Here is a 13622-nt window from a genome sequence, read left to right as displayed (position 1 = left end):
CAGCTTCGAGACGTTATGATAGCGTCTCCAGTGCTTTCGCGAGTTCGCTGATGAGCGGTGAAGGGGCATCGACTGTGTATATGCCAAATTCGGCGATCGGCGCTATGGGCAGGTTGTATCTTCCATTGATAGTCTGGCAATCTGATGGGACTGCTTCGGAAAACAGCACCCCAACGCCCAACCCTCCCCGCAAAGCCGTTAACATGGCGGGTAAACTTTTCACGCGACAGCCAACGGTCCATGCAATGCCTGCTTCTGCGAGGGACGCGATCATCCGGTCCTGCCACGAACAGGATGTTTCAAAAAGAACGACGGGAAGCGGGTTCTTTTCGTCCACGTCGAGCAATCGGCTTGCGCACCAGACCAGTTGATAGGATATGAAACTGAGCGGCGGTAGAGCGAACCGAGCGGGATCGGCGACAACAATGTCGGTCTGCCCTTCATGAAAGGAGCGCGCAAGCTGCGCCGAATTGGATGAACTGAGCTCAATGTCAACCGAAGGATGTTTCTGCCGGAACTGAGCAATCGCGCCTGGCAGACGCGTGACGGCGAGATCTTCGAAGAGCCCCAGCCGAATACGACCCACCAGTTTCTTATCGAGCAATCCACGCTGCATATCCTCGGTGAGCGCAATGACCCTCCGCGCATAAGTCAGAAAGGCCTCTCCAGCCTCAGTCAGAGAAACCCCGCGCGAGGATCGCGTGAACAGTTCCCTGTCCAGCTCCTTTTCTATCCGCTGCAATTGCATGCTGACGGCAGCCTGTGTGCGCGCAAGACGATCCGCTGCCTTACTCAAGGCGCCCGTTTCGGCAACGGCGATGAACATCCTGAGAAGTCTGAGATCGTAACTCGCGTCCATAATGAATCCTTATACCTCACTAATAATTATAAGGGTACACGAGGGGCGAGGCCTTTGGCAATATCACACCAGAAACCAGGAAATGGAGCATCACATGTCCCACTATAAAGATAAATTGGCTGCTTGCGGTATCGACTGGCCCAATCTAGCCCGGCCTGATTTGCCCTTCTCGCCAACAACGAAAGTCGATAATTTTCTCTATGTTTCAGGCCAGATACCCGAAAAGGGCAGCGACATTGCTTATGTCGGGCAGGTCGGTCGCGATATTGATATAGAAACCGCACTCGAGAGCGCGAAACTTTGCGCCGCGAATGTCATATTCTGGGCGAATGCAGCTCTCGATGGCGATCTTGATCACGTCGTCCGGCTGGCCAAGCTTACGGTCTTCGTCAATGCCGTGCCCGGGTTCACCGCCTATTCGCAGATCGGCAATGGCGCCTCGCAGGTCATGAACGCGGTTTTCGGCGAACGCGGCGAGCATGCGCGTTCTGCCATTGGCGTGGCGGGGCTGCCAGCCAACGTGCCAGTCGAAGTTGAAGCCGTTTTTCACATTCGTTGATCAAGGGACCTGCAAATGTCCGTCGTGCATTTCAATCATAGCGGCGCGGGGCTGCCATCCGCCGAAACGGTTCAAGCGGTCGTTGATCATCTGCGCGTCGAAGCGGAACGCGGTCCGATGGAGGCTGGTGCGTTTGCATCCGATGCCATCCAGAACACCTATCAGGCGGCAGCACAACTGCTGGGCTGCTCGCCACAGGATGTCGCCTTCGGAACCAGCCATGGCCAGCTTTATGGCAACCTGATTGCTTCGATACCGCTATCTGCCGGCGACAAGATTGTTGTCAGCCGTCAGGAATGGATTGGCAATGTTTTATGCCTGCAACGCTCCGCAGATTTGAGCGGCGCTTCGCTCTCCTTGATGGCTTCGGATGATACGAGCGCCGTGGACCCCGTTGCGCTCCTTGAAAACCTCTCATCGGAGGTGCGCATTGTCGCTCTTACCTGGATTGGAGCAGGAAGTGCATTGATCAATCCTGCGGCCGCGATTGGCGCCACCATTCGTGAGGCCGGTTCATCAGCGTTTTTTATCATCGATGCCAGTCAGGCAATTGGACAGGTGCCGATCAATGTTGCCGAATTAGGCTGTGATGCTCTGATCGCGTGCGGGCGGAAATTTCTACGCGGGCCGCGCGGAACGGCATTGGCCTATATTTCTCCCCGCCTTGCAGCAGAAATCGTGCCGCGTAGCATCGACAACCTGTCCTCAACCTTGAGCACCGGAAACGTTGTGGTGGCAAACAGCGCTCGGGCTTTTGAGTTTGGTGAGGAATCGGTGGCCCTCAAACTCGGCCTCGGGAAAGCAATAGAACAAACCCTCGCTTTGGGTGTGGACCGTATCCGACTGGATCTGGATCACAAAGCGAGCGTTCTTCGTCGGGCACTTGGTGAAATACCGGGCGTCCATTTGCTTGATCTTGGAGACAGTAAAGGCGCTGCCGTCACCTTTGTAATCGATGGCTTTCCTTGCGCGCCTGTAAAACAACATCTCGCTGATATGGGCATCAACATCGGCATGAACGGACCGGGCTACACGCCTTACGACATGTCGATACGCGGGATTTCGGAACTACTTCGAGCCTCCGTACATTTGAGCACTACCGATGAAGATATCGCCGTGATCGTCAATGCAGTCAGATCAATCTCCAGTTCCAGAGTTCGAGTATCAAAATGAATCACAAAAAGCAGACTGCACTTCTTCTGGGTGGAAACAAAGGACTCGGCTTGGGCGTTGCAGAGGCTCTTTCAAGGCGCGGCGTGAATGTTGCACTCGTCGGCAGGGACAAGATAGCAATGCGCGCAGCGGAAGAGCGCCTTGGCACACATGCTGGTTCGGTGACGTCGTTCACCTGCGATCTAACCGATGCTGCCAGTGTCACCAGAATGATGGAAAATGTAGACAAAGCCATTGGCAGCATCGATATCCTGCTTCTGAATGGCGGCGGCCCCGCCCCAATCGCAGCCTCTCGATATGATGAAGCCTACTGGAACACGCAGATCAGAAGCATGTTCCTCAGCCAAATTGAGATCGCCGCTCACTATCTGCCAGCCATGCGGGAACGTCATTTCGGTCGGATCATCGCTGTATCCTCGACAAGCATCCGTGAACCCATTCCCAATCTGGCTGCATCCAATGCCTTAAGATCAGCCCTCGCGGGATGGGCCAAGACACTTGCCACTGAAGTGGCTGAAGATGGCGTAACCGTCAATGTCGTCATGCCGGGTCGGTTTGCGACCGGGCGTACAACCCGTCTGGACGAGTTGGATGCCGCCGAGCGCGGTGTAGATCCAGCGGTCATTGCTGCCGAGAGCCAGCGAGAAATTCCAGTCGGACGCTATGGCACACCGGAGGAATTCGGCGAGGTTGTGGCGTTCCTTGCCAGCGAGGCGGCAAGCTATGTCAACGGTGTGGCATTGCCAATCGACGGGGGCCTCAGTCGTTCGATGATCTGACACGCGCTTTGTCAGACAAAAATCAGCACTTCCCCATCTCGATGGCTGCGACAACGCATGAAACGGGATGGGCAAGCCGCCAAACTGAAAGGCCTTGCACTTTTCCAAAACCAAAATAATCGACCTTAATATTTTTCTATTAGAAAATTTCTGTTGACTCCGCATGTCATTTTGAAATATCTATGCCTCAACAAAATAAGAGGGGCGTTAAGTAAATGCGTGCATTGCTGGACAAAATCGACCGGAAGCTCGTCAAGCTTCTGTCAGACGACGCACGCGATGGCGCCAACCAGATCGCCGAGCGGCTTGAGCTCAGCCCACCCACAATTCGGGCGCGACTGAAAAACCTTATCGAGAATAAGCTTTTCAAGATATCCGGCGTTGTGAACGTTTCGGAGCGTCCCGAGCTTGTCGTCGCGATGATGGGCATTCACGCTAATGGACAGGGCCGTCTCGACGAAATCGCGCGAAAGATGTCCGAGCTGCCTTTCGTCACTTCCGTAAGTATCGTCACCGGCAGATACGACATTCTTTGCGAAGTGATGTTCGAGGGAGATATGGAAGAATTATACCGGGTGACGAGTGAGTTGCTGCCCGGACTGGCAGAGCCAGGAACAATTCAAGGCAGCGAAACCTTCGTTGTCATGAAATCCCATAATAAGTGGCTGAGCCTGCCGCGCGGTGTATGGGAAGACGAAGAGAGCGACAAGCAGGCTCAATAATCCGCCACCAAAATGACCGTTCTATTTGGCCGCCTTGCGCGGAGACGACCGACTATTGCCTAACGAGGGAGAACTGAAACAAAATGTTGAAGAAAATCAATGCACTCATGGCGTCTGCAATGTTTGTTGCGCTCATGGGAGCAGCTGCGCAGACCACGACAGCGCACGCTGGAACACTTGACGATATCCTCGCCCGCGGCGAACTGCGCGTTGCGGTTCAAACCCAAGGCCCACCCTATTCCTTCATGGACAGGAACGGTAAGCGGACAGGAAGCGCCATTGAATTGACCGAACTGATGGCCAAGGAAATGGGCGTTAAGGTAACATATCTCGATTTCGATTGGGATGGACTCATCCCGGCGCTCCTTTCCGGTAAGGCTGACATATTGGCAGCAGATATGACCGCCACGATGAGCCGTGCGACCAAGGTTGCGTTCACCAAGCCATGGATTCACGTCGGCACTGTTGCTTTCACCGCTGCAGGCGGCGACTTCAAGAGTGTGGAAGACTGCAAAAAGCCCGGAACGACGGTCGCTGTCATTCTCGGATCGACTGCGGAAAAGAACATGCCGAAATACTTCCCAGAAGCGACCGTGAAGGCGTTCAAAGGCGGCGGTACGGTGGTTCTTGACGCGGTTGCATCCGGCCAAGCCCAATGCGGTGTAAACGACAACACGGCGGTCGCGGCCCAGGTGCAGAACTATCCTGAAGGCACATTTGAAGTCTTTCCGGAAATGCTTAGCGCAGAACCGCTTGCCTATGCAGTGCGCTACGACTCTCAGGACCTGATGATCTGGACGAACCTGTTTCTTGACAACGTGACGCTCGATGGCCGTTTGAAAGAAAACATGGATTATTGGGTCAATTCAAACAAGTGGCAAGCTGACCACTGATACCGACAGAGGTGCGGAACCATTCCGTTCCGCACCTTTGATCAAAAATTGAATCCAACCGGTGAGACATGTTTGGCAATCTGAACATACGGGTCATTTCGGAATATCTCCCAGATCTCTGGCAGGGTTTTCTGAATACAATGATGTTGTCGGCAGCCGGGTTCACCGGCGCAATGATCATAGGCATTGTTGCTTGTGCGCTCAGCATCCAGCCCACCCGCTGGCTGCGTACGATCGGCATTGCCTATATCGATCTTATCCGGGCAACCCCGCTGCTCGCGCAACTCTATTTTCTCTATTTCGGGCTGCCGCGTCTCGGCGTCATCCTGCCGGAAATGGTCATCGGCATCATAGCCCTGTCAATCAATTCCGGTGCCTATGTTGCTGAGATTATTCGCTCGGGCATCCTTTCCATTCCGCGCGGCCAGTTCGAAGCGGCTTTAAGTTCTGGCTTCACCTATATGCAGCGTATGCGCCTTATCGTTCTGCCGCAGGCGGTGCGACCGACAATTTCGCCGATGATCGGACAGGCAATCGTACTTGTGAAGGATTCGTCCCTTCTTTCTCTGATTTCCGTCGTTGAGCTTACCCGCGTCGGGCAACAGATCGCGCTTGATCGCTTCATGCCCGTTGAAGGGCTTGCAGCGACAGCTGCGGGCTTCCTGCTGATCTATTATCTGCTCAAGGCAATGGCTGGCACCTGGTCGCGTTTCAATCGCATGCCGGAACGCTAACAGGAGGCGCATATGTTTTGGTTTCAAGTCGAACGCTTGTTGAACTTCTGGCCCGTTCTGCTGAAGGGCCTTGGGATGACCGTTGCGCTGTCACTCCTGTCCCTCGTCATCGGGATGGTGTTTGGACTGATCCTTGGAGTACTCCGCGCCGGCGGAAATCGATGGCTATCAGCGATAACCGGGTTCTATATCGATCTGTTTCGCGGCACGCCCTTTCTGGTTCAGGTTTTCATCTGCTTCTTCATTCTGCCAACGATTGGGATTGAACTCACTGCATTCAATGCGGGCGTGATAGCACTTTCGAATCTGTCAGCGTGCTTTATCGGTGAAATCGTTGCTTCCGGCATCAAGGCGGTTCCGCGCGGGCAGAGCGAGGCGGCTATTGCGTCGGGCTTCACCTATGCTCAACAGCTTCGGTTGATCGTCATGCCGCAGGCTTTGCGTATTGTTCGTCCTTCTCTGGTTGGACAATTCATCCTGCTGGTCAAGGATTCCTCTGTTGTTTCCGCGATCGGTATCATGGACCTCACCCGCTCCGGCTGGATGATCGTACAGAATATTCCTAACGGTCTGCTGGTCTTTGGCGTCGTCGGTATCGGTTACTTTATCGTCTGCTATCCGATGATCTATCTTTCACGTCGCATCGAACGCGGCACGCAATCTCCTATTTTGTAATTGGACAGGTCTAATGATTGAGTTTCAGGGTCTGAACAAATGGTTCGGCAGCGCGCTTCATGTGCTCAACAATATCGATCTGAAAGTCAGCAAGGGCGAAGTCGTCGTGGTTTGCGGACCTTCCGGCTCCGGCAAGAGCACGCTGATTCGATGTGTCAATGGACTGGAAGCCTTTCAGTCTGGAAAGCTTGTCGTAGACAGCATTGATTTGAGTTCCAAGGCAGCTGCCTTGCGTGAGTTGCGCATGGAAGTCGGGTTTGTCTTCCAGCAGTTCAATCTGTATCCGCACAAGACAGCACTTGAGAATGTAACCCTCGCTCCCATTCATGTGCGTGGATTATCAAAAGCCGAAGCCGAGAAACGCGGCAGGGAACTGCTTGCCAAAGTAGGCCTCGCCGACCGCATGAATAATTATCCGAACCAGCTGTCGGGTGGTCAACAGCAGCGTGTCGCCATTGCGCGCTCACTTTGCATGCAGCCCCGGATAATGCTGTTCGATGAACCTACGTCAGCGCTTGATCCTGAAATGATCAACGAGGTGCTGGATGTCATGGTCAGCCTTGCCAAAGAAGGCATGACAATGATGGTTGTCACCCACGAAATGGGTTTCGCCCGAAGCGTTGCTGATCGTGTCGTATTCATGGATCGTGGTTCGATTATTGAAAGCGGCGAACCGGAAAACTTCTTCAAGAACCCGCAAAATGAGCGCACGCGCGATTTCCTGAGCAAAGTCCTCCACCACTGACGCGACCTTCGTCGCATAATTGAGATAGATCGATCCTCATGCAGCATCGTCAGCAAAACGGTGAACGACTTTCTGTTGCCATCATCGGCGCGGGAATTGTCGGATGTAGCGCCGCACTCACTCTTGCCAAAGAAGGTCACAGCGTCACGGTTTTTGGTGATGAGGAGCCGGGGGCCGGGACTTCCTATGGAAACGCGGGCGCTATTGTCACGGGTTCGATTACGCCTACCGCAACACCCGCGGTGGTCCGCTCTCTGCCAACCTATATGTTTAACTGCAACTCTCCGGCAGTCTTGCGCCTTCATCATACCGCGAAAGCGCTGCCTTGGATAAAGCGCTTCATCGCGGCGGGCACCACAACAGCGGTTGATCGCATTGCTGCAGCGATGCATCCTCTCGTTTCCCAAGCTCTGGTCGCGCATCAGGAACTGACGGCGATTGCTGCAGTCAAGGATCTGATCACGCAAGAAGGTTGGCTGAAAGTCTATGACAGCGCCAAGGATTTCCAAAGCTCTGCACTTGAACGCCAACTTATGGAACGTCACGACGTCTGCCACAAAATCCTTAGCCAATCCTCGCTTCTGGATCTTGAACCGGCGCTCAATCCCGCTTCGTGTTTTAAGGGCCTCTATCAGCCGAAAGCAGGAAATGTCCGCTTTCCGAAGAAACTCGCAAGCGTCTATCTGGAAACAGCACATACTTTTGGTGCGGCCTTCGTTCGCGAGCACGTCAGCTCAGTTCGACCTTCAGAACGGGGCGGCGTCGCGCTCCGGGTTTTCTCCGGAGAGCAGCACTTTGATCGTGTGGTCATTGCAGCGGGTGCATGGTCCTCCATTTTAACAAGGCAACTTGGAGACAAGGTTTCGCTTGAGAGCGAACGCGGATACCACATCAGCTTCGGTGAAGGGTCCCAGTCATTGTTACGTGGTCCGGTCGTCATTCCCGGCAAAGGCTTTGTTTTGTCTCCAATGCATGACGGGTTGCGCCTGATAAGCGGCGATGAACTGGCGGGACTGAAAGCACCACCAAACTACAAGCGCATTCGCGCGCTACTGCCGGAGGCTATGATGGCCGTACCAGCCCTCAAGGACTGGCGCCCGGCATCTGAATGGATGGGCCATAGACCCTCAACGCCCGACACATTACCGGTGATCGGCCGAGCCCATAAATGCCGCGACGTGATCTATGCGTTCGGACACGGGCATCTGGGAGTGTCTCTCTCCGCTATAACCGCCCAGCTTGTTGCTGATCTGGTCGGCGAACGTACGCCTGCTATCGATATTACACCATACAGCCCCACGAGATTCTGAAATCCGATGTCTGCATTTCCTATTAATCTTGATAACACTCCGCAATTCGATGGCCCCCTTCCTGATGTTGTTGACGTAACAATCATCGGCGGTGGCATCATCGGAGTTATGGCGGCCTGGGAACTGCGGAAACGTGGATTGAAGGTCCTTCTCTGCGAGAAAGGTCGCATCGCTGGCGAGCAATCCAGCCGAAACTGGGGCTGGATCCGTCAACAGGGTCGTGATTACGCAGAACTGCCCATCATGATGGACACGATCCCTCTCTGGAAAAGCTTAAACGAGAAGATCCTCGAGCAGATCGGCTTTCGCCAGAAAGGCATCACTTATCTCGCACGCAGCAAAGCCAAGCTCGCAAAATTCGAGCAATGGCTCGACGGTGCGCGCCAATACGGCGTCGATACGCGCATGTTATCCCAACGCGAAGTTGGCGCGATGATATCCGAAGGTAGAGGCTGGATTGGCGGCATGACCACACCGTCCGATGCTATGGCTGAACCGTTCGTTGCGGTCCCGACATTGGCTCAGGCAGCCGCTGAAGACGGTGTCATCATTCGCGAAAATTGCGCCATTCGCACATTGGACATTACAGGCAATCACATTCAAGGTGTCGCCACTGAGAGCGGCTATGTAAAATGTGAGAGAGTGGTAGTTGCGGCTGGCGCGTGGAGCGCCCTGTTTTTGAAACGGCACGGCATTCATCTCCCCCAACTGTCCGTCCTATCTTCTGCCTTGCAGATAGAACTGGCGACAGCGCCGCACGATGCCGCTGCCGCCGATGACCGCATCGCGTTCCGGCGTCGCACTGACGGGAGCTACACATTAACACCTTGGTCCACACATGATTTCTTCATCGGTCCGGATGCCTTCAGAAACTTTTCAGCTTACATTCCACAGTTGCGCGAGGACTTTACAAGCACGCGGTTCCGGCTTTCCGCTCCGCAGAATTATCCAGATGCATGGCGAACGCCCCGACGCTGGTCGAAAATAGACGAAACGCCGTTTGAGCGGTGCCGTGTACTGGATCCGAAGCCCAACCAGAAAGAGCTCAGCCGGGTTCTCAAGCAATTCGCTGCGGCATTTCCGAAGATCGGGACACCGCGCATTATACGAAGTTGGGCTGGCATGATCGACACCATGCCAGACGTGTTGCCCGTCGTGGATCAAGCCAGTATAAGCGGGCTTACGATTGCCACAGGAATGAGCGGCCACGGTTTCGGCATAGGTCCGGGCATGGCTCGTATTATCGCGGATCTGGTAGAATTGCGCCAACCGTCCTGGTCAATAGAACAGTTCGCGTTGGCGCGATATTCAACATAGTCGGATTGGGAGTCAGAACCTGACCCCGCCACCCATCAGTTTCCGGCAAGCATCTTTGCAAGCATGAAGCCAGAGCCGGCGCCGGTGCCAGCACCGGGCCAGGTGGAGGCGCCGCACATATAAAGTGAGCGGACGGGCGTTTTGTAGCGCGAGTATCCTGCAATGGGGCGGAACAGGAAATTCTGATCGAGATGGTGTGAGCCGCTCAAATTGTCACCGCCGATAAGATTGGCGTTCTCACGTTCAAGGTCTGCGGGTGAAAAGACCGAGCGCGCCCGGATCATGCCGCTGATCCCGGGCGCATAGCGCTCAAGGATTCCGATGACCCGATCGGCATAGGCGTCCTTCGCACTGTTCCAATCCGCAACAGCGATCTCTCCCATCGCATCGCCCTTGATCTCCGCCGGGAGGACACGGACCTGCACCCAGAGAACATGCTTGCCTTCCGGTGCACGCGATGGATCAATGGCCGTGGGCTGGCCAACCACAAGGGCCGGTTCTCCAGGCAGCAATCCATCCATAGCTTCCGCGTAAACCCGCGCCATCATGGCAAGGTCCGGGGCAATATGAACATAAGCGAAGCGCTTGAGTTCAGCGCCCGCAGTCCAGTTGGGCAACTCGTCCATGGCGAGGTGGATCATCATCGTGCCGGGTCCGGCCCGAAAAGCATTCGTCGCCTTGTTAACTTTTTGGGGGACCGCCGACCGGGGCAACATGTCACTGCCAAACAGCACCTTGGGATTGAGGTTGGCGATCACCGCCCGCTTCGCACTCAACGTGCGTCCGTCGGACAACACCACGCCCGTCGCTCTTCCGGCCTTGTCGAGACTGATCTTTTCGACACGCTGACCGAGAATGAGTTGTCCACCCTTCTCCTGCAGGAGACCCGCCATCGCGCGAATGATCGTATCTGCGCCTCCCTTGCCAATAACCATGCCGAACGCCTGATTTGCCATTGACTCGAGATAGGGAAATAGTGCTCCGCCTGCAACGTCGGGCGCGAAATCAAGATGCAGACCCCAAGCGGCCATCATGGCCTTAAGTTTGGGACTTTCGAAATTCGCGTCAAGAAAATCACGTGGCGTCGCCAGCAGAAGCTGCGCGATACGCCAGAGATTATCCATGCCGAGCGACCTGTAGGCCTTCCAGACTGTCCTTACCGCGGCTAGAGAAGGCATCGGCGAGCCGAGTAGGCCGAAAATATGCGGCGCATTGCGCTCGAAATCAGAAAGCATAGTCGCCCACGCCTCGGCGTCGACGGGCGACAGTTCCGCAATCCTTGCATTCGTTACCGTCACATCGCTGGAAACGCCAAGATGAGTACCGTCGCGAAAGACACTGGCAAAGCAATTTTGCGCCGGTACGAATTCGAGACCCTGTGCAGCAAGATCCGCGGCATAGGTTGCGTGAAAAGCTGAGCCAGCGAACATCGAAAGGTTCATGGCAGCCCAGTCGTGACGGAAGCCCGGCTCTGTCAACTCCAGGGTCTTCACCGCCCCGCCAGGAGAAGCTGCCGCTTCGACAACAGCAACACGCCAACCCTTTGCCGCCAGATGCACCGCCGCAGCGAGGCCATTATGCCCCGCGCCTACGACCACCGCATCGAACTCAACGTCATGTCCACTCATTCAGGCCCCCATTATTTTCAAATGCATATAATAGTGTAGATCGATCTCGGCAGGCTTCTGACCTCGCAGATTTAAATCATCAGGTCATCGCGGATATTGAAGGCCCGATATGTTGTAAAGTTCACCTTTGAGAGCAGGCATTTCGTTGCATTCACATATGATATCTTTTAAGCTTCAAGAAAATTCATATCAAGCTTTTTTAAAAAGCGAATGAGGGGCGCCATGTCGCAAAATTCTCAGTTGGACTCGAGTGAACAGGCTCGCCGATACGCGCGCTAACACGGGTAATAAAGTAATCGGAATCGAGCCAGCGCGAGGCTATTTTTCGGGGAGCGACGACACTATGACAGCACATGACTATATCGTGGTCGGCAGCGGCATAAACGCACTGGTAGCGGCAGCCATGCTTGGCAAAAAGGGCAAAAAGGTTCTGCTGCTCGAGCGCAATGACCGGCTCGGCGGCTGCCTGCGCACGGAAGAGATCACTGCACCGGGCTTCCGTCACGACGTCATGGCAACAACCATGGTGCTATTCCTGACCTCGCCCGCCTATGCTGCGCTTGGCAAGGATCTGGAGGCGCGAGGCCTCGAATTCGCCCACGCAGACCTCCCCACCGGCGTCGTACTGGCGGATGGGCGACATGCAATCCTGTCCAAAGACCGTAAAGCCAACATCGCTGCCTTCGACGCGCTCGCCGAGGGCGACGGCAAGTCCTTTGCCCGTGAGATGGACCGGATGGGTGCCGACGCACCCTTCATGTTCTCGCTGCTAGGCGGCTCGCTCTGGTCCGGCGGCATATTCAAGACCGTGCTGAAGGAAGCCTGGAAACGCGGGCCCCGCAATCTCGCCGCGTGGTTCGGCGAGGCGCTCGTCAATGGCCGCCATCATCTTGAAACCACCTATCGGTCGGATGTGATGCGCGGGCTCTTTGCCCCTTGGGTCCTCCATTGCGGGCTCAATCCCGAAAGCACTTATTCTGCGGCAATGCTCCGGGTCATCGGTTTTGCCATCGAACTGGCGGGTTGTCCGATTGTCAAAGGCGGCGCCGAAAATCTCGTCAAGGCGTTCACGCAGCTCATTACGGATCAGGGCGGCACCATTCGCACCGGCGCGGATGTGGATGCAATACTGGAGGACCACAAAGGACAGGCCACGGGTGTTAAGCTTGCCGATGGCGAGGTGCTGGAGGCAGGCAAGGGTGTCATTGCATCGGTCACGCCCAACCAGCTTTATGGACACCTGCTGAAGGGCTCCAGCAGGCCGCTGCCCTCAGATATTGCGGATGGGCTGCGGGCTTATCGCTATGGCAAGGGCGACATGCAGATACACTACGCGCTCAAGTCGCCGCCGCGCTGGAAGGGCGGCGAGGACTTGTCGAAAGTTGCGCTCTTGCATCTTACACCGGGCCTCAACGGTGTGTCTCGTGCGGCGAATGAATGTGACCGTGGCATGCTGCCAGCGGTGCCAACCATCTGCGTCGGCCAGCCGACCGCGCTCGACCCATCCCGCGCGCCGGAAGGCCAGGCGATCCTCTGGCTACAATTGCCTGAAGCCCCGCGACACATCGAAGGCGATGCTGCCGGAGAACTCGCCACGCCTGCCGATGGCCGCTGGACCGACGAACTGCGCGAACACTATGCCGACCGTGTCGAGCGCATCCTCGCCCAGCACATCGAAGGCTTCGCCGAGACGATCATCGCCCGCAAGGCGTATTCACCAGCCGATCTTGAATCCATGAATATGAACCTCGTGGGCGGCGACCCCTACGGGGGCTTCTGCGGCGTCGATCAGTTTTTCATCTGGCGTCCGTTCAAGTCATCGGTCAACCACCGCACCCACGTTCCCGGTCTTTATCATATCGGCGCATCGACCCATCCCGGCCCGGGGCTGGGAGGCGGCTCGGGAATGCTGCTCGCGGCCTCGCTGAAATAGGATTGTCGTAAGACGGGTGCGCTCGCATCTGCGACTGCATCTTTGAACCCATGCAGAATCATATTTCTGGCTCTTCAAGTCCGCAAAACTGCAAATTAGGGCTGTTTGAGCTTGTACTTACTTAGGTCAAAGGGCGAAATTGATAAAGAAGTAATATGCGTAAGCATATAGTGCGACCTAAAATTGTTTCCTGACCGTACAATTCGCTTGCCAGTCAAACGCCGCTATTTTAAGATTAAAATATTCCGACCAATAAATAACCTTGGCGAGCGCGGGAACGCTCAAAAAAGCCGGG

General features: G+C 55.4%; 13 protein-coding genes. 11 read left to right on the top strand and 2 right to left on the bottom strand.

The features are described from left to right. Positions 1-13: 13 nt before the first annotated feature. Positions 14-859, bottom strand: coding sequence for a LysR family transcriptional regulator (locus ABWW11_RS11285; RefSeq protein ID WP_109366152.1), 846 nt, complete (start codon positions 857-859; stop codon positions 14-16). Positions 860-953: 94 nt separating this feature from the next. Here ABWW11_RS11285 and ABWW11_RS11280 point away from each other — a divergent pair, with 94 nt between their 5' ends. The 10 genes from ABWW11_RS11280 (at position 954) to ABWW11_RS11235 (ending at position 9766) form a co-directional block, all read left to right on the top strand. Further along, entirely contained in the window at positions 954-1418 is a 465-nt protein-coding gene (locus ABWW11_RS11280) for a RidA family protein (RefSeq protein ID WP_181375977.1), read from the top strand. Between the two features lie 15 nt (positions 1419-1433). Then, positions 1434-2591: an aminotransferase class V-fold PLP-dependent enzyme gene (locus tag ABWW11_RS11275; protein WP_109366154.1), complete on the top strand. Its 1158-nt coding sequence runs from the start codon at positions 1434-1436 to the stop codon at positions 2589-2591. Next, entirely contained in the window at positions 2588-3370 is a 783-nt protein-coding gene (locus ABWW11_RS11270) for an SDR family oxidoreductase (RefSeq protein ID WP_109366155.1), read from the top strand. The genes ABWW11_RS11275 and ABWW11_RS11270 overlap by 4 nt, the downstream gene beginning before the upstream one ends. 215 nt (positions 3371-3585) lie before the next feature. Beyond that, entirely contained in the window at positions 3586-4092 is a 507-nt protein-coding gene (locus ABWW11_RS11265) for an Lrp/AsnC family transcriptional regulator (protein WP_109366156.1), read from the top strand. An 83-nt stretch (positions 4093-4175) separates the two neighbouring features. Beyond that, entirely contained in the window at positions 4176-4985 is an 810-nt protein-coding gene (locus ABWW11_RS11260) for an ABC transporter substrate-binding protein (protein ID WP_171317717.1), read from the top strand. Positions 4986-5053: 68 nt separating this feature from the next. Next, entirely contained in the window at positions 5054-5719 is a 666-nt protein-coding gene (locus tag ABWW11_RS11255; protein ID WP_109366157.1) for an amino acid ABC transporter permease, read from the top strand. Positions 5720-5731: 12 nt separating this feature from the next. Then, on the top strand, positions 5732-6394 hold the full coding sequence (locus tag ABWW11_RS11250; RefSeq protein WP_109366158.1) for an amino acid ABC transporter permease: 663 nt from the start codon (positions 5732-5734) through the stop codon (positions 6392-6394). Positions 6395-6407: 13 nt separating this feature from the next. Further along, positions 6408-7139: an amino acid ABC transporter ATP-binding protein gene (locus ABWW11_RS11245; protein ID WP_109366159.1), complete on the top strand. Its 732-nt coding sequence runs from the start codon at positions 6408-6410 to the stop codon at positions 7137-7139. A gap of 38 nt (positions 7140-7177) precedes the next feature. After that, on the top strand, positions 7178-8449 hold the full coding sequence (locus ABWW11_RS11240; protein WP_109366160.1) for an NAD(P)/FAD-dependent oxidoreductase: 1272 nt from the start codon (positions 7178-7180) through the stop codon (positions 8447-8449). 6 nt (positions 8450-8455) lie between these two features. Then, on the top strand, positions 8456-9766 hold the full coding sequence (locus tag ABWW11_RS11235) for an NAD(P)/FAD-dependent oxidoreductase (protein ID WP_109366161.1): 1311 nt from the start codon (positions 8456-8458) through the stop codon (positions 9764-9766). A 35-nt stretch (positions 9767-9801) separates the two neighbouring features. Here ABWW11_RS11235 and ABWW11_RS11230 read toward each other — a convergent pair whose 3' ends face one another. Then, positions 9802-11394 (bottom strand): phytoene desaturase family protein, encoded by a 1593-nt coding sequence (locus tag ABWW11_RS11230; RefSeq protein WP_109366162.1) that lies wholly within the window; start codon positions 11392-11394, stop codon positions 9802-9804. Positions 11395-11737: 343 nt separating this feature from the next. On the opposite strand from ABWW11_RS11230, the gene ABWW11_RS11225 reads away from it, so the two are divergent. Further along, positions 11738-13327 carry a phytoene desaturase family protein gene (locus tag ABWW11_RS11225; RefSeq protein ID WP_121537656.1) on the top strand — a complete coding sequence of 530 codons (1590 nt, stop codon included), beginning with the start codon at positions 11738-11740 and terminating at the stop codon, positions 13325-13327. Positions 13328-13622: the final 295 nt, after the last annotated feature.

The organism is Brucella sp. NBRC 113783 (assembly GCF_040372265.1).
Taxonomy (GTDB): Bacteria; Pseudomonadota; Alphaproteobacteria; order Rhizobiales; family Rhizobiaceae; genus Brucella; species Brucella teleogrylli.
This window is presented reverse-complemented; position numbering and strand designations above follow the sequence as displayed.